The organism is Prochlorococcus marinus CUG1415 (assembly GCF_017696015.1).
In the GTDB taxonomy this organism is placed as follows: Bacteria; Cyanobacteriota; Cyanobacteriia; order PCC-6307; family Cyanobiaceae; genus Prochlorococcus_A; species Prochlorococcus_A marinus_AE.
Window position 1 is genome coordinate 884,341 of the sequence record NZ_JAAORL010000001.1, and the last position, 19,335, is coordinate 903,675.

At 27.4% G+C, this 19,335-nt stretch carries 28 protein-coding genes and 1 tRNA gene; 19 read left to right on the plus strand and 10 right to left on the minus strand.

Translation table 11 applies throughout. The features are described from left to right. Positions 1–39 precede the first annotated feature (39 nt). The 3 genes from HA143_RS05000 (at position 40) to lptC (ending at position 3,444) form a co-directional block, all read left to right on the plus strand. Positions 40–1,224 (plus strand): ribonuclease catalytic domain-containing protein, encoded by a 1,185-nt coding sequence (locus HA143_RS05000; protein ID WP_209083707.1) that lies wholly within the window; start codon positions 40–42, stop codon positions 1,222–1,224. Between the two features lie 68 nt (positions 1,225–1,292). After that, positions 1,293–2,837 carry a methionine--tRNA ligase gene (gene metG / locus HA143_RS05005; RefSeq protein WP_209083709.1) on the plus strand — a complete coding sequence of 515 codons (1,545 nt, stop codon included), beginning with the start codon at positions 1,293–1,295 and terminating at the stop codon, positions 2,835–2,837. Continuing rightward, on the plus strand, positions 2,821–3,444 hold the full coding sequence (gene lptC / locus HA143_RS05010) for an LPS export ABC transporter periplasmic protein LptC (RefSeq protein WP_245210857.1): 624 nt from the start codon (positions 2,821–2,823) through the stop codon (positions 3,442–3,444). The genes metG and lptC overlap by 17 nt, the downstream gene beginning before the upstream one ends. Here the strand turns inward: lptC and HA143_RS05015 are convergent. Beyond that, positions 3,441–4,067, minus strand: a complete 627-nt coding sequence (locus tag HA143_RS05015) for a cofactor assembly of complex C subunit B (protein ID WP_209083711.1) — start codon at positions 4,065–4,067, stop codon at positions 3,441–3,443. The two genes, lptC and HA143_RS05015, sit on opposite strands and share 4 nt — an antisense overlap. A gap of 111 nt (positions 4,068–4,178) precedes the next feature. Here HA143_RS05015 and HA143_RS05020 point away from each other — a divergent pair, with 111 nt between their 5' ends. From HA143_RS05020 to clpS, 5 genes are all read left to right on the plus strand, one after another. Continuing rightward, positions 4,179–4,490, plus strand: coding sequence for a fusion glycoprotein F0 (locus HA143_RS05020; RefSeq protein WP_209083713.1), 312 nt, complete (start codon positions 4,179–4,181; stop codon positions 4,488–4,490). Between the two features lie 10 nt (positions 4,491–4,500). Next, positions 4,501–5,061 carry a bifunctional adenosylcobinamide kinase/adenosylcobinamide-phosphate guanylyltransferase gene (locus tag HA143_RS05025; RefSeq protein ID WP_209083715.1) on the plus strand — a complete coding sequence of 187 codons (561 nt, stop codon included), beginning with the start codon at positions 4,501–4,503 and terminating at the stop codon, positions 5,059–5,061. Between the two features lie 2 nt (positions 5,062–5,063). After that, the gene (locus HA143_RS05030) at positions 5,064–5,546 is read left to right on the plus strand and encodes a tRNA (cytidine(34)-2'-O)-methyltransferase (protein WP_209083717.1); all 483 of its coding nucleotides are present in this window, start codon (positions 5,064–5,066) and stop codon (positions 5,544–5,546) included. A gap of 29 nt (positions 5,547–5,575) precedes the next feature. Then, positions 5,576–5,649, plus strand: a tRNA-Met gene (locus tag HA143_RS05035). A gap of 70 nt (positions 5,650–5,719) precedes the next feature. Continuing rightward, positions 5,720–6,007, plus strand: a complete 288-nt coding sequence (gene clpS / locus HA143_RS05040) for an ATP-dependent Clp protease adapter ClpS (protein WP_209083719.1) — start codon at positions 5,720–5,722, stop codon at positions 6,005–6,007. A gap of 219 nt (positions 6,008–6,226) precedes the next feature. Here clpS and HA143_RS05045 read toward each other — a convergent pair whose 3' ends face one another. The 4 genes from HA143_RS05045 to HA143_RS05060 all read right to left on the minus strand — a co-directional run bounded on the left by HA143_RS05045 (position 6,227) and on the right by HA143_RS05060 (position 7,973). Next, the gene (locus HA143_RS05045) at positions 6,227–6,397 is read right to left on the minus strand and encodes a hypothetical protein (protein WP_209083721.1); all 171 of its coding nucleotides are present in this window, start codon (positions 6,395–6,397) and stop codon (positions 6,227–6,229) included. Positions 6,398–6,803: 406 nt separating this feature from the next. Then, positions 6,804–7,193, minus strand: coding sequence for a hypothetical protein (locus tag HA143_RS05050; protein ID WP_209083723.1), 390 nt, complete (start codon positions 7,191–7,193; stop codon positions 6,804–6,806). Next, on the minus strand, positions 7,190–7,342 hold the full coding sequence (locus HA143_RS05055) for a hypothetical protein (RefSeq protein WP_209083725.1): 153 nt from the start codon (positions 7,340–7,342) through the stop codon (positions 7,190–7,192). The genes HA143_RS05050 and HA143_RS05055 overlap by 4 nt, the downstream gene beginning before the upstream one ends. A gap of 265 nt (positions 7,343–7,607) precedes the next feature. Next, entirely contained in the window at positions 7,608–7,973 is a 366-nt protein-coding gene (locus HA143_RS05060) for a hypothetical protein (RefSeq protein WP_209083734.1), read from the minus strand. A 77-nt stretch (positions 7,974–8,050) separates the two neighbouring features. Here HA143_RS05060 and HA143_RS05065 point away from each other — a divergent pair, with 77 nt between their 5' ends. Then, positions 8,051–8,203: a hypothetical protein gene (locus HA143_RS05065; protein WP_209083736.1), complete on the plus strand. Its 153-nt coding sequence runs from the start codon at positions 8,051–8,053 to the stop codon at positions 8,201–8,203. 683 nt (positions 8,204–8,886) lie between these two features. On the opposite strand, the gene HA143_RS05070 is transcribed toward HA143_RS05065, so the two are convergent. Beyond that, positions 8,887–9,054, minus strand: a complete 168-nt coding sequence (locus HA143_RS05070; protein WP_209083739.1) for a hypothetical protein — start codon at positions 9,052–9,054, stop codon at positions 8,887–8,889. A gap of 203 nt (positions 9,055–9,257) precedes the next feature. Here HA143_RS05070 and HA143_RS05075 point away from each other — a divergent pair, with 203 nt between their 5' ends. Next, entirely contained in the window at positions 9,258–9,428 is a 171-nt protein-coding gene (locus tag HA143_RS05075) for a hypothetical protein (protein WP_209083741.1), read from the plus strand. Between the two features lie 65 nt (positions 9,429–9,493). Then, positions 9,494–9,715, plus strand: a complete 222-nt coding sequence (locus HA143_RS05080) for a hypothetical protein (RefSeq protein ID WP_209083743.1) — start codon at positions 9,494–9,496, stop codon at positions 9,713–9,715. Between the two features lie 4 nt (positions 9,716–9,719). Here the strand turns inward: HA143_RS05080 and HA143_RS05085 are convergent, their stop codons facing one another. Then, a complete protein-coding gene (locus HA143_RS05085) occupies positions 9,720–9,878 on the minus strand; it encodes a hypothetical protein (RefSeq protein WP_209083745.1) in 159 nt (52 codons plus the stop codon). 308 nt (positions 9,879–10,186) lie between these two features. Here HA143_RS05085 and HA143_RS05090 point away from each other — a divergent pair, with 308 nt between their 5' ends. Next, a complete protein-coding gene (locus HA143_RS05090) occupies positions 10,187–10,771 on the plus strand; it encodes a peroxiredoxin (protein WP_209083747.1) in 585 nt (194 codons plus the stop codon). 802 nt (positions 10,772–11,573) lie between these two features. On the opposite strand, the gene ftsH is transcribed toward HA143_RS05090, so the two are convergent. Continuing rightward, the gene (gene ftsH, locus HA143_RS05095) at positions 11,574–13,328 is read right to left on the minus strand and encodes an ATP-dependent zinc metalloprotease FtsH (protein WP_209083757.1); all 1,755 of its coding nucleotides are present in this window, start codon (positions 13,326–13,328) and stop codon (positions 11,574–11,576) included. 131 nt (positions 13,329–13,459) lie between these two features. Between ftsH and rpmF the strand changes: the two genes are divergently transcribed. Further along, the gene (gene rpmF / locus HA143_RS05100) at positions 13,460–13,633 is read left to right on the plus strand and encodes a 50S ribosomal protein L32 (RefSeq protein ID WP_209083759.1); all 174 of its coding nucleotides are present in this window, start codon (positions 13,460–13,462) and stop codon (positions 13,631–13,633) included. A 3-nt stretch (positions 13,634–13,636) separates the two neighbouring features. Here the strand turns inward: rpmF and HA143_RS05105 are convergent, their stop codons facing one another. Next, entirely contained in the window at positions 13,637–13,963 is a 327-nt protein-coding gene (locus tag HA143_RS05105) for a DUF565 domain-containing protein (RefSeq protein ID WP_209083761.1), read from the minus strand. Continuing rightward, positions 13,950–14,714, minus strand: coding sequence for an HAD hydrolase-like protein (locus tag HA143_RS05110; protein ID WP_209084482.1), 765 nt, complete (start codon positions 14,712–14,714; stop codon positions 13,950–13,952). Before HA143_RS05110 ends, HA143_RS05105 begins: the two co-directional genes overlap by 14 nt. A 170-nt stretch (positions 14,715–14,884) precedes the next feature. On the opposite strand from HA143_RS05110, the gene HA143_RS05115 reads away from it, so the two are divergent. The 6 genes from HA143_RS05115 to HA143_RS05140 all read left to right on the plus strand — a co-directional run bounded on the left by HA143_RS05115 (position 14,885) and on the right by HA143_RS05140 (position 19,325). After that, positions 14,885–15,232, plus strand: coding sequence for a YkgJ family cysteine cluster protein (locus tag HA143_RS05115; RefSeq protein WP_209083764.1), 348 nt, complete (start codon positions 14,885–14,887; stop codon positions 15,230–15,232). Beyond that, the gene (locus HA143_RS05120) at positions 15,229–15,555 is read left to right on the plus strand and encodes a TMEM165/GDT1 family protein (protein WP_209083766.1); all 327 of its coding nucleotides are present in this window, start codon (positions 15,229–15,231) and stop codon (positions 15,553–15,555) included. Before HA143_RS05115 ends, HA143_RS05120 begins: the two co-directional genes overlap by 4 nt. Further along, positions 15,556–15,858, plus strand: coding sequence for a TMEM165/GDT1 family protein (locus HA143_RS05125; protein ID WP_209083768.1), 303 nt, complete (start codon positions 15,556–15,558; stop codon positions 15,856–15,858). A 74-nt stretch (positions 15,859–15,932) separates the two neighbouring features. Beyond that, a complete protein-coding gene (locus HA143_RS05130) occupies positions 15,933–18,155 on the plus strand; it encodes a S1 RNA-binding domain-containing protein (protein WP_209083770.1) in 2,223 nt (740 codons plus the stop codon). Between the two features lie 66 nt (positions 18,156–18,221). Beyond that, positions 18,222–18,665 carry a LapA family protein gene (locus HA143_RS05135; protein WP_245210858.1) on the plus strand — a complete coding sequence of 148 codons (444 nt, stop codon included), beginning with the start codon at positions 18,222–18,224 and terminating at the stop codon, positions 18,663–18,665. Between the two features lie 69 nt (positions 18,666–18,734). Then, the gene (locus HA143_RS05140) at positions 18,735–19,325 is read left to right on the plus strand and encodes a DUF2996 domain-containing protein (protein WP_209083772.1); all 591 of its coding nucleotides are present in this window, start codon (positions 18,735–18,737) and stop codon (positions 19,323–19,325) included. The last annotated feature ends 10 nt before the right edge of the window (positions 19,326–19,335 follow it).

The window sequence follows — 19,335 nt, forward strand, 5'->3', positions numbered from 1 at the left end:
ATTGAATATAGTTGGCACTATAATTAATATTTCAAATATTTGAAAGATTTAACTAATTTAAAAACATATATTATTGACTCTGATGATCCACATGAGGTTGATGACGCTATTTCTTTAGAAAAAAAAGAAGGAAATATAAAAAATTTATGGATACATATAAGTAATCCATGCAAACTCTTTTTGCATGACTCTAATGTTGATTTAGATGCAAGAAGGAGAAATAGCAGTTTATATTTAATTGATCAATATGTCCCAATGCTACCAAAAGATATTCTTGAAAAGGCAAATCTAGCTCAAAATAAAGTTTCAGAAACTATTAGTGCAGCAATAGAATTCAATGACGATGGATCAGTAAATAATTATGAAATAATTGAAGCAATAATAAAACCAAAATATCAATTAACATATGAAGATGCAAATGAAATATTAGAATTAGAACCTAAAGAAGAAATTGAATTAATTGAGATTAAAAATTTATTAGAAAAAAGTATTGACTTCAGAAAGAAACAAGGAGCAATTATTTTTGATAGTCCTAATAGTAAAATTAAATTATATAAGGATAAAGTTATACTAAATAAATTAGAGAAAACAATATCACAAATTATAGTTGCAGAATCAATGATATTAATGGGTTATGTTACAAGTTTATTTCTAGATAAATATAACTTAGCGGCTGCATTTAGGATTCAGAAATTAAATTGCAATCCATCTGAAATACTTAATAGATACAATGATAGTGAAATTAAATATATAATATTAAAGCAATATATGGGGAGAAGTTATATAACAACTAAGTCGAGTATCCATGAATCATTAGGCCTTAAAATGTATGTACAATGCACTTCGCCATTAAGAAGATACCTTGATTTAATTATACAAAGACAAGTATATAATAAAATTAATAATTATGAACTCCTAAGTATAAATGCAGTCTCTAAGATTATTGATTATTCAAAGGATAGACAAACAGAGAATAATAATATTTTTAAAAATGACAAATTTAAGTATTTAACATTATTTTTTAAGAATGAAAAAAAACCTTTCTATAAAATAATATTTGTTAAGTGGATTAATCATAAAAGAAATATTGCTTTGGTTTATTTCCCAGATTATTCACTAGAAATACTTATTACTCTTTTTGTATCAATAGAAATATATAGTAATAAAATATATAAAGTTAAATATATTATAAATGATAGTAATCTTTTAGAGTTTATTTATTAATAATATAATAAATATAATAGGTTGTTATTAGTTTAAAAAATATCTGTTAGTATTAGTAAAAATGCTTTATGACTTTTGTCATTACTACCCCTTTATACTATGTTAATGATAAACCTCATTTAGGAAGTGTATATACAACAATAATTTGTGACTCAATAGCTAGGTATAAAAGGCTTGTAGGTGAAGATGTTATTTTCATCACAGGTGTTGATGAACATGGTTTAAAAATACAAAGAACAGCTAATGAAAAGGGTATTGAACCAAAATCACATTGTGATGAAATCTCAGAAATCTTTAATATTAATTGGAAAAATTGGAATATAACCTTTGATAAATTTATAAGGACAAGCTCAAAAAATCATGAAGTTGTTGTTAATGAATTTTATGAAAGAGTAAAAGCATCAGATGATATCTATATGGGAGTACAAAAAGGTTGGTACTGTGTCGGTTGTGAAGAATTTAAAGACAATCCAGAAAACTCATCAACATACAAGTGTCCCATACATCAAAAAAATCTAGAATGGAAAAATGAAGAGAATCTCTTTTTTAAGCTTTCGAAATATCAAAAAGAAATTGAGAAAATAATCAACGAACCTTCTTTTATAGAGCCAATAGAAAGAAAGAATGAAATTATAAATTTTGTTTCTAGAGGTTTAAAGGATTTTTCAATTTCAAGAACAAATGTCTCATGGGGAATTCCTGTCCCTGGTTATGATAATCATACCTTTTATGTATGGTTTGATGCTTTACTTGGATATGTAAGTGCCATTAGTTCTGAAGCAAAAGATCAATCATTAGAAAAATCAATTAATGGAGGATGGCCAGCTGATGTTCATTTAATTGGTAAAGATATACTTAGGTTCCATGCTGTATATTGGCCTGCAATGCTCATTTCTGCCAATATGAAAGTCCCTAAAAAAGTTTTTGGCCACGGGTTCCTTACAAGAGAGGGGCAAAAAATGGGCAAAAGCTTGGGAAATGTACTCGACCCTGACTTATTGCTTTCAAAATATGGAAATGATCCTGTAAGGTGGTACCTCATTAAAGACATATCACTAGGAAATGATGGAGATTTTCAAGATAAGAGATTTGTTGACATTATCAATAATGACTTAGCTAATACAATTGGTAATTTATTAAATAGAACATCATCTATGTCTAGAAAATGGTTTGATAATAAAGTGCCAAATAATGAAAAAATTCTAAGTGAAAATAAATTAGAGGATTATGCCAAAATTGCAGTTGAAAACTATATGCATAATTTTGATATCTACAAATTAGATCTAGCCGCTAATGAAGTGCTTAGCCTAGCAATTAATACAAATTTATATTTGAATGATAATCAGCCATGGATGTTAATAAAAGAGAATGATAATATACCTCTAGTAAAAAAAATTATTTATAACGTATTAGAAAGTACCCGAATAATAGGATTATTATTACTACCTTTATTGCCCGAATTATCTTCAAGAATTAATGAACAACTGGGTTCTATATACAGAGAGGAAATTCCTTGGAAACAACAATTAAGTTGGGGATTATTAGTTAGTAACTCAAGTCTTCCTAAACCCACTCCAATCATTAATAAACTGGAGTATGAGCAACATTTATAGATTAATAATTTTCCTTCCATTACTTGTGCTTGGTTGTGCCCCAACTGTATTTGAAGAAAAAAAAGTAATACAAAAAATAGACAGTTTTGATATGAATATTTTCTCTAAAAGTGGAGATAAAATATATTCAATTTCCAGTCCAAATTCAAGTTATGACAATATTGAATTAAAATTCGATTTAAAAAAACCTATCATAAATATTTTCAATGGGGAAGAAACTAAATATATTATTAGTTCAGAAGAATCTACTTTATCAGACAACAATAAACTCCTAAAATTGAAAGGGAATGTTAAATTAAAAACTCTTAAGAAAGATGAGGATATTTTATATGCAGATAATTTTATTTGGAATATAGAAAAAACTAACTATCTATTAGAGGGTAATATAAGATTTGAGAATCAAAATATTATCTTGAATTCTGGAAAAGCCAAGTTGGGACCAGATAATATAATTGAATTTTTCAATCCAGTAAAATACATAATAAAGGATGAAAATAAAGAGAATAAATATGAAATAAAGTCAGAAAACGCCTACTACAATCTAAACACAGATTCAGTAAGTTTTAAATCAAATGAAAAAAGAGTTAAATCAATAATTTATTTTTAAATATTATTTTTTGAAAAAATATTATTAATTTTCTTAGACCAGTTATTTATCCATTTTTCATCAGATTTAGTAAAACATTTAGCACTCCATCCTCCTATCAATATGAAAGCCTTCGTATTTATAGGTACAACTAAGATAGATGGAATATCGGCACAAAAATTAAAAAATTCATCTCTTCCGGGATAAAATTTAGTGTTTGCTAATGATATTAATTTCATATCTTTTATGGATCTCAGGCAAGTTTCCCCAGGTTTAAATTCATTACTTGAAGTGATTCCTCTTCTTAATATATTTACGCCATCATTGTGGATTAATATTGCTGCTGCTGCTGTAGAAGTTAATATAGCTTCAGAACCCCAGGCAAGTTCATCAATAACTTCATCCGGAATGGTTCTATCGAAGAGAAACTTATTTTCTCCTTTTAAATCAGCTTTCTCACCAGCTAAAGGTTCGAATTGTTTAAATAAAAAACCTATCAAAATAATAATTAATGATGCTATTGCAGCTAATACTTGTGCTCTTTCAAGCTCAGGAGTAATTGTTTCTATTGAAATGAAATTTGCTATCTGAAAAATAAAGAGTATTGCACCGATTATTATTAGAGATTTCCCATTTAATCCCATATATTAAATATGTTAATACTATTTAAATTATGCAAATATTATATTGTTTAGTACATTTAAAAATACTCAAACATATCGGTTTTAATATATAATTAATCAAAACCTTAAAAAATGAAACTAAAAATCAATAAATATATACTTTCGCTTATAGTTACTGGCTTAATATTTATTCTTATTCCCTCAACTACATACGCAACAGAAATTAGTAGTATAAATAAATTTTTTGGTATTACTCAACAAAAGACCATTATAAATTACGAAAAAAGTCAGCCTTCATCTATTGATAACCCTGTAGTTGATCCAAATTTTAACACTATGAGATCAAAAGATACTGAGAGTTCAACTGCTACTTATATAGTTATTGGTTTGTTAATTGCTGCTACTATTATCCCTCTAGCTACATGGTGGTATTTCTCTAAATAATAGAGAACTTATGAATGCCAAAAATTTAATTAACAGAGATAATATATCTCACATTATTTTTATTACGGGTGGAACGAAGAGTGGAAAAAGTGAATTCGCAGAACACTTGGCAAAGGATGTAAAAGAATTATCATACGTTGCCTTATCTGAAAACAATATTGATGATAAAGAATGGCAAGAAAAAATTAATTTACATCGAAAAAGAAGGCCAAATGATTGGAAATTAATAGAAACGGCAGATCTATTAAATACATTAAATCAGGAAGATGGTCCATTATTAATAGATTCGATTGGCGGATTTGTTGTGGAAAGTATTGGGAAAGATCATAATGAATGGTCAACGAAGATGCATTTACTTATAGGTCTTTTAATGAGAAGAAAAAGCATAACATTTATTGTTGGCGAACAAGTAGGTTGGAGTCTGGTTTCTGAATATAAAATTGGTAATACTTATATTGAAAGAATTGGCGAGCTTCAAAAGAAAGTAACCAAAATATCAAAAGATAATTGGCTGGCAATAAACGGCAGAGCAATCAAAATAGATGAAATAAGTATAGAAATACCTACTTAAAATTGGAAGTCGCTCTTTTTGAACCTAGAATCCCTCAAAATACTGGTAATATAGCCAGATCATGTGCTGCATTTAATATACCTTTAAATCTTATAGAGCCCTTAGGTTTTAAACTAGAAGATAAATATTTAAAAAGAGCAGGATTAGACTATTGGCCACTAGTTACCGTTAATAAGTATGGGAATTTTGATAAATTTTTGGCGTCAAAAGAAACAAAAAGAATAATTTCTTTTAGTAAGAAAAATGGGATATATTTAAAGGATTTTAAATTTCAGGAAGATGATATTTTGCTATTTGGGAGAGAAGATTCAGGATTACCAGAATACATTATTGATAAAAGTGACTTTTTAATATCAATATTTATGCCAAATTTACAAACTGGAAACAATGATCAAAAAGGTGTTAGGAGTCTAAATCTTTCCGTAGCATGCGGTATCGCTATATATGAGGCCCATAAACAAATAAATTTTCAAAATGGTAATTAATTACAACCAATGCCTTACAATATTCCCATGTCTCGGTAGCTCAGCTGGTTAGAGCGGCGGATTCATAGCCCGCAGGTCGCGTGTTCAAGTCACGCTCGAGACATTTCCAATACTTTTCGATTGAAGAGAACTTAGGCTAAATTTTTAATTAACTTAAAATAATACAGACAATAATGTTAAATTCACTCATTACAGTCTTAGATCAAAAGAAATCTAAAGCAAAATATCCAGAAGCCAGGGTAATAGTTCTGGATGATAGTTTTAATACTTTTCAACATGTCGCAAATTGTATTCTGACAATAATCCCAGGCATGATTGAAAAAAGGGCATGGGATCTAACCATCAAAGTTGACAAGACAGGATCTGCGGAAGTATGGAGAGGTAATCTTGAACAAGCAGAGCTATATCATGAACAACTCTTCAGCAAAGGATTAACAATGGCTCCGATTGAGAAAACATAAAATAATTAAGATTGAAAGAAGATTTTTGACTTATAAAGTCTAACCGTTCAAGCGTTAATAGATTTTCAAAGAATAAGCAAAATAAAGATAATTTTTTGAATATATGTTTATTGACTCTGAAAAAAATATTGGTGTTTTAGTAAAAGAACCAACTCTTATGAAAACCAGAGAATAACTTAAAGTTGATAAAGCTAGAGATGATTGGAAAAATTTAATCTATCAAGGTTGGAGGAGAACCAAACTTGTTTGAGAAGACTCTTGATAACCAATATTGTTGCTAGGTTTAGTTATGTAAATTATGAGTTTAAGGACGTAGTTAGCGGGTATGTTTATTGGCTTCAAAAGTAGCAAAACCATTCCTTGAGTAACATTAAATTCTTTATCTTTCATAAAAAGAAAAGAATACTATCATATTAATAAAATAAGACTGTCAAATACAAACTAAAAAATACTGAAAGAACGGAATATAAGAATTTATTGGTTAAGGATATTCAAGATATCTTATATTTAAAAAATATTTTAAATATAAGATATATTTAGGGTTACTTGTTATTTTTTTCTTAATAACAAAAAAATCCACGTAATAATTTCATAATCCCTATTATTAATGGTTATAAATATTCAATGAAATATCTCATCTCAAGCAAAATATCCAGACCTTTATTTGATATAGGAATAGTTGCTATCAGTATCGGATTAATATCAAAAAATTAATTAATTATACAGCTGGAGGGTGTATGAAAGGGACTCAAGAATTAACGTTTAATATCTAACAATTAATATTCTTAATTGTTCCTTAATTCTTAAATCCAGTCAACTTTGATAACTCTTTTAGTGAAAGTACACCTAAAATTAGTTTCCCATTTATTTCCCATGTAGGAAACCCTTTAATTTTTTTATCAATGCATAATTGAGTTTGACTATTTATGCCATCTCTTGAACATTCAACTACATTAAGTTCCTTATAAGCTTGCTTACCAAATAGTTCACTTTGATTAAGGCAATTAGGACACCAATATGCTGAATATTTAACTACACCATTATCATTAAGGTATTTTGCTAACTCGATAGATTCCTTAGTGCTTTCTGAAGTGACTATAAGTTCTCTATGATTATACAAATGGGAGCTATGAACAATATTTGGTAAAGTAAAAAAAGCTAATAGTGGGATTAATAAGCGTTTCATTTATTTACTACTTTTCCTCCATATTTTCTAACTATCTTATCAATCAAAATTCGCATATCTTTATTTTTAAGTTTCTCTATTTGCTGAAGATTTTCAAGAAGATCACATATTTGATCCTGTGTGTCTTCATTTAATTTACTTACTGCCATTTAGATTTATAGGTTTACATATCAATCTTAAATCAAAAGTAAATTTACATAATTATTGTATTTATATTTTTTATTGCTATTTTTTTAAACGGGCTAAGGTTCATATCTCCACGAGAATTTAGTCCGCTGAATTTTAAAGATTCAATTTGTTTTTGTATCCCTCTTTAAGAAGTTGATTAGAAATAGTTTATAAATAATTAGTATTGCTTAATTTCTAAATTTCTTTGAAAAGCAATCTCATATAAACATCACAGGTGTGACACTTCTATTCATAAATATTGTTATTTCGCTTCATGACTTTCTTAAAATACTTAAACTCAATAAATTCATGCATCATTTTGATATCCTCGGAGAATGCTTTTTTATTTACTTTATAAACATCACTATTACTAAAGGATTTATTATTTGTAGAAAATGTTTCTTGTTCAAAGGAATCATTAGTAAAATTTAATTTATCACTAATTTTAGAAGGGAAAGAGTCGCTTAATACTCCTCTGGACCTTAATGCTTCTTCAACCAATAAGCCTGTAACTTTTGATTGGCTAAATTGATTAGCTCTACATATTTTATCTATAATTTCGTGAACTTCTTCACTCGGCAAAAACCCAATTCTTTTTCTCGGAGAGGGCATAATAATTAAATCTTTGTGTCACACTTGCACATTACAAGTGTTGCACTATATTTGATTTAAGTCAACTAATTTTTATTATGCAATTTTTAATATTACCTGCTGGATTTATTCTCTGGTATTTAGCTTATGAAACAAAGCCCATTATTAATGATGAAATAACACTTCATTGGAAAGAAAAGAACACTAATAAAAGAAACAAACTTTTAAATATAATTAATGAAAGCATTTAAAACTAACTGCCAACAAATTTTGACCATTCCTTGTGCTTATAATCTAGATTTGATATTAACTGTTTTTGATAGGTATATTTGAGTTGATTTTCTATAAGAGATTTTTTTGTAATAATCATCTCATTAGAGTAAAAGTTAGGAGTGTTAGAACTAACAATTTTTTTTTTGATAATCATTTAATAATTCTACCTAATATTTTTATATGATTTAAAAACTTATAGTCTTATTTTTTTTATAATTTTTTTATATTTACTTAATACATTTTTTGACTGATTTGTGAAAATAATTAATTTATTAATTAAAACAGGCTATATTAAAGAAGATATATATTTTACATATGAATCTTAAGGAGAGAGGAATAACAGTTGGAGATTTTCTAATCATAATTATAATAATTCTTACTACTACAATACTAGTTAAAACATTCAATAAGGATACAAAAACAACCCTTAATCAACGTCATCAAGATAAAGTATCTTATAATGAAATCTTATAAAGAAATCTTATTATTAAATTATTTCATCTACTTCTCTTTAAAAAATAATTTTGAATTATTTATAGTAAATATTTAGAACTTACCATTAATTTATTTAAGTAATACTTAATCTCTTGTTTAAATTACATATTTTAAATTACATATATTGATAATTATCAAACACATTGTTTATCTTCTATTAACTAACTTAATGAAAAGAATTGGAACATTCCCATTTTAAATTATCTTTTAAATCATTGATATCATTTGATAGAGAAACTAAATTAACCATTTGGAGAATTTGCCTTTTATTTAGCCTATCAATAGCTATAAGTTTATTAAGCATCTCTAGAACAGATTTATCATTGATATTCATTATTGTTTAATGGTCTTTAAAAAACTCTAATTTTTTACTGAACTAAGTTTATATTAAAATTTAAAAACAACACTAAATTTTTTAATAACTTTACTACTACATATAAAAATAATTATCAATTTATCAAAGATAAAAATCTAACCCATTAGTAAAAATATACACTCACTTTTTTATAAATTCGTTTATCTTAAAAAAAAAAAAAAATGAAAAAAGACTCTAAACAAAAATATCTTAACAGAGATGAAGTTAACGAGATGATTGAATCAGCAATTAGGAGACACAATAGAAGATCTACAATAATTTCAAGTGTACTTGGATGGATCCTAATAGGGGGTTATTCATTTGGACTGTTTCAAGCTGTACATAACGTCTAATATGGATCTCTATAAAGCAGAATATAATGAGATAATAAATTAATACTATTAATTTGGTATTAATTATGAGAGAATCTATCGAAACAAATTTAGCAGAAATTAGAAAGTATTTAAAAAAAAGAAAAAAGATAACATCAAAATTTAATAATGCATCAATAATGGAAGAATTCAAAGAATGGAGTCAAGATCCTATTCCGAAAACAGAATCAATTTGGACATTACCTGATTTGACAAGCAATGAAAGATTAAAGAATTTTTGTCGCTCAATAAAAAAAGAAGTAAAATAATATTTTAACTGCCTAGTTGAAAATTATTTATCTTGAAGTAAAAATAACCCCCAAAACCAACGATATTTAACAATACAACAAAGATCCAAGCTCCAATTGGTTGTTCAGAATCTAACTTTTTAAGTTTAATTTTATTCTTTAGTCTTTCAATGTAATTAGCCATATTTTAAATTATTAAAAAATAAAAATATTAATTATTCTAGAGAGTTTTTTTATAAGGAATCTTAAATTAAAAAAAAATTCCTTTAATTTGAATTTTTATTTTCAAGCCTATTAATAGGATATTTAATTAATTCCTTTTTGAGATTTTTTAAAAGTTTATTATGATTCAAAATTGTAAACTTTCTTGTGAAGGAATAATGCCATTTCATTTAATTAGAAAAAAACTTGCTAATTTATTATTATTAAAATTATAATACTAATTATGGTCATTTAGACCATTACATAATTCAATTAAGGACAACAATTTTCATGAGCTTAAGAGTTGGACAAGAAGCACCAGATTTTAGTGCTACAGCAGTATATGATCAAGAGTTTAAGGAGATTACACTTTCAGATCTAAGAGGTAAGTGGGTTGTTTTATTCTTTTACCCATTAGACTTTACCTTTGTATGTCCAACCGAGATCACTGCATTTAGTGATAGATATCAAGATTTCTCATCACTTAATACGGAAATACTTGGGGTATCAGTAGATAGCAAACACTGTCATTTGGCATGGATACAAACTCCAAGAAATGAGGGTGGGATAGGTGATATTAACTATCCATTAGTTTCAGATTTAAAAAGAGATATTTGCCAGGCATACAATGTCCTTAATGAAGATGGAGAAGCCGATAGAGGTTTATTTCTCATCAATCCAGAAGGAATAGTTATGCATACAACTGTTAACAAAGCCCCTGTAGGAAGAAATGTTGATGAAACACTAAGAATCCTTCAAGGTTATCAATACGTTGCGGCCAATCCAGATGAAGTATGTCCGGCAAACTGGACACCTGGTGAGAAAACAATGTTAGAAGATCCCAAAGGTAGTAAAGAATATTTTTCTGCGCTATAGAAGTATTAAAAACTTTTAAGCAAGTAATGAATAATAAATAATTATAAAAAAATAAAAAATAAAAATTTTCAAAAATGGGATCATATCATCTTTTTTAGGTATAGGTATCATCCAGTCACTTAAATTAGATTTATACGATATAAAAGACCATATAAAATAAGATATTTCTATAGCTATAAGGATAAAAACATTAATTAAATTAATATCAACTAATGCATAATATTTATTGATATAAAACTGATCATCAATTTTAATATTGTTAATTTGCTGGTACCAAATAAAAAAAGAAATCAAAATAAAATTGACTAATATTATTTTTTTAAGTAAAAGCTTAGATTTCTTGAAAATTAAAAAAATCGCAACAAAAAATATGAAAAAACAAAAATGAAATATATCCGGTTCTTTTAATTTAATTCCTTTTAGAAATAAATTTGTTATCAGATCAAAATTTATATAAAAATAATCAGCTATTAAGTACGATAGAATTATCAAATTCAATGCTACTAGAAATAATAAAGATTTCCCTGTAATTATTTTTTTACAATTAATTTTATACTTATTAAATTTATAGTATGTAAAGTTATTAAATGAGTTTAAACATATCAGAGATGGGCATATAATACCGCTAAAATAGTAAAGAATTGAATAAATAGAAATACCATTAATATTGAAAAGATACAAATTAAACCATTGTTTTTGAACAAATGGAAGAATAAGCAATAATAAAAGTGTAATTATTAAACTTGTTGAGTTATTTTTAATTATCAAGAATAATATTTTATTTTAATTTAAAACAATTAAATCAAACTTTCAACAATTTAGAAGATGTTGATTTAAACAATTGTTTATCTACAGTTTCTACGGTTAAAAGTATATCAACTAATTTATCTAGTAATAATCTATTTCTTTTCAATATTTCTATTGAATTTTTTAACGAAATATTAGTAATCTTTATGATTTCATTATCAATCATAGAACTAGTATTATCAGCTATGAGAGGCTTTCTTCTGAATAATCCTTCTCCCATATAAATATCACTATTTTCAGAGTCCATAGAGATTGGACCAATAATTGAAAATCCATATTTTGTGACCATTTCTCTTACGATATTTGTCGCATAGGAAATATGGTTTATAGAGCATTGTGTAATTTCACTTGCACCAAAAACGATAGTTTCTGCAGCTCTTCCTGCTAGAGCAATTTCAATTTTTGAAAATAAAAATTTTTTTGAAATCAAGCCACTTGAAATTGCATCTTCATCTGGACAGATTTTTGTATAACCTCCTAAAGAGCCAGATCTAGGTAAAATAGTTATCTTATCTACAGATTCAATTCCATTTCTTACTGCTGAAACAATTGCTCTGCCTACTTCGTTATAAGCAATTATTTTTTTCATATTGAGAGAGGTTATTAATGAAGTTCTCAGCCCAATAGTAATTTTATCTAGAGCATTTTCTATATGAAAATCACTTATAAATTTGGATTCATTTCTTGCACAGTGAATAGCACTCTCATTCATCAAATTTGCTAAATCTGCACCTGAGAAACCAACTGTTCTTGAAGCCCAATATCCTAAGTCAACTTTGCTTGAAAGTGGTTTTGAAAGAGAATGAACTGAAAGAATTTTTTTTCTTCCATCTAAATCTGGAAGCATTACTTCTATTTTTCTATCAAATCGGCCTGGTCTTAATAAAGCTGCATCTAGGATATCTGGTCTATTTGTTGCTGCTAAAACAATAATCCCTGAATTATCAGCAAAACCATCTAATTCAGTTAGAAGTTGATTGAGAGTTTGCTCTCTTTCATCATTTCCACCTCCGATTCCAGAGCCTCTTTGCCTACCAATAGAATCAATTTCATCAATAAAAATTATACAAGGTGATTTTTCTTTTGCCTTAGCGAATAGATCTCGAACTCGACTTGCACCAACACCAACAAAAAGTTCTACAAACTCTGATGCTGCTATTGAAAGAAAAGGTACTCCTGATTCACCCGCAATTGCTTTAGCCAATAATGTCTTACCAGTGCCAGGAGGGCCAATCAAAAGAACTCCTTTAGGAACTTTTGCTCCAAGATTATCAAACTTTTTTGGTTCGTTCAAAAAAGTTATTACCTCTTTCAATTCTTCAGCAGCTTCAGGAACTCCCGCTACATCGTCAAATCTCGTATCTACATCTTCAATAGTTACAAATTTAGATTGATTTTTGCTAAAACCAAAAGCTCTAGAAGCTAATTTTGATGTGCTCCTCAAAATTAAAATTATAGCTAATATAAAAATTAGAAAAAGACTGATTGAAGCAAACGAATTAGCTGCTGCAGATTCTTTTCTACTATTGTTAATAGTAAGTTCGACTTTATTTTCAGTAGCCTTTTCAAGGATTAATTGATCGTTATAAAGTATAGGTATTTTAAATTTATCACCATTTTTATACAAAACATCAATTTCTCTCTGCCTAGGATAGAAAAATATAGATTCTATGTTCCCCGACTCTATATCTTCTAGAAGATCCGAATAACTTGATTTAGAATTTGAATATGAGAATTTTGAACTAAACACTAATCTTTATAAGTGATTAATAAAGCATATATGCTTATTTGAAAAATTGAGGTATATAAACAAAATATACTCAATAATTTTGGAGATAACCACTTAAAGGTTATATTAGTATATGGAAATAAAGAAACAGAATGGCTGTACCAAAGAAGAAAAAATCAAAGAGCAAAAGGAACCACAGGCATGCTGTCTGGAAAGGAAAAGCAGCATTAGCGGCTCAAAAAGCTATATCTTTAGGCAAATCAGTTTTAACTGGGAAAGCTCAAGGATTTGTTTACCCTATTGAAGAAGAAGAAGAAGAAGAGTAAAAATTAAGATCCTAATTTAAATGCCTCAAGTATAACGGCATAGATTGCACCGATTCGAAATTTATCAACTGTGGACCATAGATAATAAAATTTTGAACTTGAGGAAGGCTTAATTCTTATAATAATTTCAGCAAATACGATAATAATGGGAACCATAATTAACTCATGTTTACCTTCAGATATAAATTTTGTACCAAAATTTGCAAACAAAAAATAACCTGTCAAAACAGAAATTAGACTAATAGATTTTGACCTCCAAGTATCACTCAGAAAGCCAAAAAATAAATTATTTAGCTGATATGTAATTCTTGAAAAATTAGTTTTTTGCATTGCTAATTGTCTTTAAATAATCATTTAGGAAATCATAGTCAACGTATTTTTTTTTTATTTTAGGTCCTTTAATAACGTTTGCCACATTATTCTCATCCCCTAGACTATCTAAAATACAATTTAATTTAATATTTTCATCAAGAACTATTGGAATATTAGATGGAACAAAAATTGTCGGCAATTTAGCTTCTAAGGAAGATATTAATCCTGGATTTGAGTCTTCGAAAACTATTGAGTTATTTGTTTTAATACCACTTAATTGAACTGCCTTTAAATAAGGTAAAGGATTTGGCTTTTTTAATTCAACATCATCACTTGATATAATGAACTCAAATGGATTGAAACCATTAAATAGATATTCAACTAGTAAGTCAACTTGCATTCTTGAACTTGAAGTAACAATAAATTGCCTTACTTTTTTTGTATGTAATTCTTTTATTAATCTATTAACTCCAGTTTTTAAGTTAACGCAATTTTTTTTTATAAGTTCTAGATAATGAAATTGTTTTTTCTCGTGAATTTTTATAATTAACTCATCTGAAAAGGCATTATTCCTTGATTTAGCATAATGAGCAATTCTATTTTTGCCTCCATTTATACTCAAAAGTTGAATGTATTTATTAATATCCCAATTCCAGTTAATACCAAGGTCATTAAATGCATAATTAAAGGCAGGTAAATGAGCTTCTAATTCCGTATTTGCGATAGTACCATCTAAATCCCAATAAACACCCTCGAGATTAGTATTCAGCAAGGAGATTATTTATTTTTAAAAAATACTAGAGCAACTATTGCTGGTCCTGCTAGCGCAACTACGCCTAATACAATAAGATTTACCATGATAATGAATATGTTTTGTGATACTATTTTTACAAATAAATGACAGAACTGTACTGATACGTTACGAGATTGAATTAAATTATGAAATCATGGACATGTATAGAAAATTGTGGAGCTTGTTGTAAATTCGACTTGAACGAAAGAAGCGACTTGGCTGAAAAACTTAACAACGAAGATATCGCTTTGATAAATTCAATGACAGCTAAAGACGGTTGGTGTAAAAATCTGGACAGAGAAAATAAAAAATGCTTAATTTATGAAACCAGACCTCATTTTTGCAGGGTAAATGAATTCTCTGTTGCATTTAATGGATATTTAAAATTTGGTGATAAATTTCTAATAGATTGCTGCAAACAACATATTTCATCAAATTATGGATACGAAAGTAAAGAGATGAAAACTTTTAAAATTGCAGTTTCAGGAAAATGAATAATAAATTAGAAAAAAAAGAAAACAATATAGAAAAAAGTTTCTTTTCTATATTTATTAGCACTTTTACAACAATTTTTATTGCTGAACTTGGCGATAAAACCCAAATAGCCACGCTAATGCTTTCAGCTGAATCGGGTAAGCCAATAATTGTTTTTATTGGAAGTTCTCTTGCTTTGATAAGTTCTAGTGTTGTTGGAGTTCTAATTGGAAAATGGTTATCAAAAAAAATATCTCCAAGTAAATTTTCTTTATTTACTGGTGCTTTAATGATAATAATAAGTATATTTTTAGCTTATGATACTTTCCATAATTATTTATAAATGCTTTTAAGTCTATTACTGTCAACATTTATAACCGTTTTCATCGCTGAATTAGGTGACAAAACCCAACTAGCTACTTTAACAATAAGTGGCACTTCAAATAAACCATTAGCAGTTTTTTTAGGATCTTCCTCTGCACTTGTATTTGCAAGTTTACTTGGAGCATTGACTGGTGGTTCCATATCAAGTTTTTTACCCGAAGTATTTCTTAAATCAATAGCCTCAACAACATTTTTTATTATTGGTATCAGACTTTTTATAAACTCATTCGCTCTCGACAAAGAAGAAAAAGAAAAAAATTAGTTTTAAGCTTGGATAATAAGGTGTAATAATGGAGTATATACAACTTAATTAATTTATAATTTTTCATTTATACCATGTTTACAACATCTTCAATAATTGATAATTTGAATCAGTCAGAAGGTTTAGAATATAGAAAATTATGCAGATCATTAAAAATAACAAAGAAATCTGATAAGGATAAATTAGATATTGCTTTAACAGCTCTAGAAAAACTTGAAATAATAAATAAAAATGCAGATAATGAATATAATTGCACTGAAGATAGCGATCATTTTATCGCCAAAATACGCTGTAGTAGCAAAGGTTATTGCTTTGCTGTAAGAGACAAAAATAAAGAAGATATTTACATTAAAGAAAACCTACTTAATTATGCATGGAATGGAGATAAAGTTTTAGTAAGGATAATAAAAGAAGGGTACAGAAGAAGATCACCAGAGGGAATAGTCGATTGTATTCTTGAAAGATCAAATCAGATCCTTCTTTCTAAAGTTGAAATAATAAATAATGATGTGTATGCCATCCCTATCGATGATAGGATTCTTTCTAAAATAAGACTTCCCAAAAAGGATAAAAAATACGCCTACAAGCCAGAAAATAAAAATATAGTCAAAGTCGAAATTGATAGATTTCCCATTGGTCAAGACGAAGGATTAGGGCATGTTACAAAAGAGCTACAGCTAAATAATAATGAAGAATCAGATACAGATTTTGTTTTATCTAAAAGCAATATCGTCAACTTAGGCAATGAAAATCTTATTTACTCTAAGAACACAGTAAAAAGGGAAAGAATAGACTTATCAGATAAAAACTCTTTTTTGTTCAAAAGTTGGAATTCTGATAATTCTCCAATGCTACCAATGATTCAGATAGAGCAGGGAAAAAATAATAGTACAAAATTATGGATACATACAAATAATCTTGCAGAAAGAGTAGAACTAAATACTAAAAAATCCATAGAAATATTCTTTAATGGCCTGGAATCATTACCCTTATTGAATAATTGGCAAAACTACCTTAGTGAAGCCATAAGAAATGCTTCTGAATTTAACTTAAATGAAAATAATGAAGCAATAAGCCTATGCTTGCATTTAAATTGCGAAAATGAAATAATTGGATGGTCATTTCATCTTACTTTAGTAAGATGCTGTCTTATTGTTGGAAGTGATCATACCGAGGCACTTCTATCTAGAAAAAGTAAAAATAGAATAACCTCACGGTTATTAAAACCTATAAAGGAATATATCAAGGATTTAGATAAAATACTGGAAATTTCAACTTCATTCAGACAAAGACATCTCTTAAAAGGTATAGTTGAAATTCCTGCGCCAATTAATAAAATAAAATCATTAGATGAATTTTTTATTAACAACCCAGCTGAATATTCAAAAGGATATTTTGAACCATTAAAAAAAGAAGATTGCCAAACATACCTTTCCCCAATACTGCATGAAGCGAATTTAATATGGTTCAAACATTCAAATCAATATAGCTTAAAAAGTGCAGGATACTTCTCAAAGGGATTAGAATACATTAATGCGAATGAAATTATCAAGTATTCAGAATTTATCGATAATGATATAGAGCTAAATGAAGACGGCAATTTATCATTTAGTCAAGTAATTAGGTTATGTGAGGATGATAATAGAAAAAGAATCTTACATAAACTTTTAATTAATGAATTCAAGGGAAATGAAATAAGCCTTAGTTCTAAAAATGCAGAGAATGATGAACAAGAATACCTATTTATTTCTCCATGGACAATCCCAGGATATGACTTCACTAATCTTATTAACCAGTACTGTATTTTTAATATGATAATAAATGGTAAGAAATCAAAGAAAAATAATATTAATGAAATAAATATAGTGGAGAGTAATTCATTAAATTTAGTAAATTGGGATATATTTAATTCATCAATTTCAAAAAATATAGATACATTATTTAATAAGTTTGTAATAGATAAAATTAATGAATATAAGTACAAAGTTAATCAATATAAATATAATATGATAAGTATAAAAAAAGTAAGAAAGGCAGAAAAATTATTAGGCAATATTTATAGTGGGTTTATTTTAGCAGTCCAAAGTTATGGTTTCTTTGTTGAGATAATAGAATTAAATGTGGAAGGTCTAGTACACGTCAGCACCCTTAATAATGATTGGTATGAATATAGATCAAGACAAAATCTATTAATTGGGAGGAAATCTAAGAAATCATATAAAGTTGGAGATAAAATAGAAGTTAAAATTATAAAAGTCGATATTCTTAAATATCAAATTGATTTAGAGTTAACATAAATAAATTTAAAAAATATATTATGGAAATATTAACCCACATAGAAAATATAAAGATAACTTTGTAGAATGATTTTTAAGAAAAAATTTTTACTATTAACTCTTTTATTAATAATATTCTTTCAAAGTTTATTATATACAAATAATAATCAGAAGACTTCATTTAGATACTTTAAATGGACTGCCCAGGAAGTAAGTATAGGTAACCTAATCATTATTTCATTTTTCTCAGGTTTATTTATAAGTACGTTATTAACTACTACAGTTTCGAGTTATAAAAAAAATACTTACGAAAATATAGAAGATAATTATGAACCTTTAAATAATGAAGAAGATATGAAATCTAATATTGAGATGCCACCACAAAGGGATATTAGAGATACTCAACCAACAATATCTGTTAATTACAGAGTGGTAAAAAATACTGAAGAAAATAACCTTAAAAGAGATCACAATTATTCAAATAGTCCTGATAATGGCGATGACTGGGATAACGATGAAAATGATTGGTAAAAAAATAGATACTTTAAATTATTAAAAAAGCTTATTTTAATTTATAATGAATTTAAATAGTTTTTATAAATGGAAAAAAATTTAGAATTAAATAACGACGTTAATAATAAAATATCTGACAGTACTAATAAGTCAAACTCTGGGGAAATAAAAGTACCAAAATCAGAAAAAATAGATCATCAAGGTACAGAAATCAATAAAAATAGCAGCAACTCAGAAAACAATCTTGATTCTAAAATTGACTTAAAAAATGATAATAATTCACCAGATAAAATTATTCCTAAGCCCAAGAAGGAACTTCCTATTGAGAAAAAACCATTCCAAGAATTTATTAATATGCATTTGATTCCTGCTTTAATTGATGAACTTAATCAAAGAGGATTAGAAATAAAAAATATTAATCTCGAAAACACCAGTAGACCTATTTCGGGAGACAAATGCTGGGTAATAAGCTGCGAAATTAAGGATACTTGTAGCTTTTGGCTATCCTTTGAGAAAGAGGATATAAGTTCATTAAAAAGTATTTCTTTATCCAAGCCTAATCACAAACCTAGCATTATTGAGTCATTTCTAATTGATGAAAAAAGAATAACCCTTAAATTAATCATTTCAAGAGTAATTCAGAGATTAAACGGGCAAAAGCTATTAGGAGTTAATTGATAAAAAAAGA

What these genes read in the sequence shown, in the direction of transcription:
- metG (WP_209083709.1), top strand. Translation starts at nt 1,293, where the DNA reads ATGACTTTTGTCATTACTACCCCTTTATACTATGTTAATGATAAACCT.
- lptC (WP_245210857.1), top strand. Translation starts at nt 2,821, where the DNA reads ATGAGCAACATTTATAGATTAATAATTTTCCTTCCATTACTTGTGCTT.
- HA143_RS05015 (WP_209083711.1), bottom strand. Translation starts at nt 4,067, where the DNA reads ATGGGATTAAATGGGAAATCTCTAATAATAATCGGTGCAATACTCTTT.
- HA143_RS05020 (WP_209083713.1), top strand. Translation starts at nt 4,179, where the DNA reads ATGAAACTAAAAATCAATAAATATATACTTTCGCTTATAGTTACTGGC.
- HA143_RS05025 (WP_209083715.1), top strand. Translation starts at nt 4,501, where the DNA reads ATGAATGCCAAAAATTTAATTAACAGAGATAATATATCTCACATTATT.
- clpS (WP_209083719.1), top strand. Translation starts at nt 5,720, where the DNA reads ATGTTAAATTCACTCATTACAGTCTTAGATCAAAAGAAATCTAAAGCA.
- HA143_RS05045 (WP_209083721.1), bottom strand. Translation starts at nt 6,397, where the DNA reads ATGAAAGATAAAGAATTTAATGTTACTCAAGGAATGGTTTTGCTACTT.
- HA143_RS05050 (WP_209083723.1), bottom strand. Translation starts at nt 7,193, where the DNA reads ATGAAACGCTTATTAATCCCACTATTAGCTTTTTTTACTTTACCAAAT.
- HA143_RS05055 (WP_209083725.1), bottom strand. Translation starts at nt 7,342, where the DNA reads ATGGCAGTAAGTAAATTAAATGAAGACACACAGGATCAAATATGTGAT.
- HA143_RS05060 (WP_209083734.1), bottom strand. Translation starts at nt 7,973, where the DNA reads ATGCCCTCTCCGAGAAAAAGAATTGGGTTTTTGCCGAGTGAAGAAGTT.
- HA143_RS05065 (WP_209083736.1), top strand. Translation starts at nt 8,051, where the DNA reads ATGCAATTTTTAATATTACCTGCTGGATTTATTCTCTGGTATTTAGCT.
- HA143_RS05070 (WP_209083739.1), bottom strand. Translation starts at nt 9,054, where the DNA reads ATGAATATCAATGATAAATCTGTTCTAGAGATGCTTAATAAACTTATA.
- HA143_RS05075 (WP_209083741.1), top strand. Translation starts at nt 9,258, where the DNA reads ATGAAAAAAGACTCTAAACAAAAATATCTTAACAGAGATGAAGTTAAC.
- HA143_RS05080 (WP_209083743.1), top strand. Translation starts at nt 9,494, where the DNA reads ATGAGAGAATCTATCGAAACAAATTTAGCAGAAATTAGAAAGTATTTA.
- HA143_RS05085 (WP_209083745.1), bottom strand. Translation starts at nt 9,878, where the DNA reads ATGGCTAATTACATTGAAAGACTAAAGAATAAAATTAAACTTAAAAAG.
- HA143_RS05090 (WP_209083747.1), top strand. Translation starts at nt 10,187, where the DNA reads ATGAGCTTAAGAGTTGGACAAGAAGCACCAGATTTTAGTGCTACAGCA.
- rpmF (WP_209083759.1), top strand. Translation starts at nt 13,460, where the DNA reads ATGGCTGTACCAAAGAAGAAAAAATCAAAGAGCAAAAGGAACCACAGG.
- HA143_RS05105 (WP_209083761.1), bottom strand. Translation starts at nt 13,963, where the DNA reads ATGCAAAAAACTAATTTTTCAAGAATTACATATCAGCTAAATAATTTA.
- HA143_RS05115 (WP_209083764.1), top strand. Translation starts at nt 14,885, where the DNA reads ATGAAATCATGGACATGTATAGAAAATTGTGGAGCTTGTTGTAAATTC.
- HA143_RS05120 (WP_209083766.1), top strand. Translation starts at nt 15,229, where the DNA reads ATGAATAATAAATTAGAAAAAAAAGAAAACAATATAGAAAAAAGTTTC.
- HA143_RS05125 (WP_209083768.1), top strand. Translation starts at nt 15,556, where the DNA reads ATGCTTTTAAGTCTATTACTGTCAACATTTATAACCGTTTTCATCGCT.
- HA143_RS05130 (WP_209083770.1), top strand. Translation starts at nt 15,933, where the DNA reads ATGTTTACAACATCTTCAATAATTGATAATTTGAATCAGTCAGAAGGT.
- HA143_RS05135 (WP_245210858.1), top strand. Translation starts at nt 18,222, where the DNA reads ATGATTTTTAAGAAAAAATTTTTACTATTAACTCTTTTATTAATAATA.
- HA143_RS05140 (WP_209083772.1), top strand. Translation starts at nt 18,735, where the DNA reads ATGGAAAAAAATTTAGAATTAAATAACGACGTTAATAATAAAATATCT.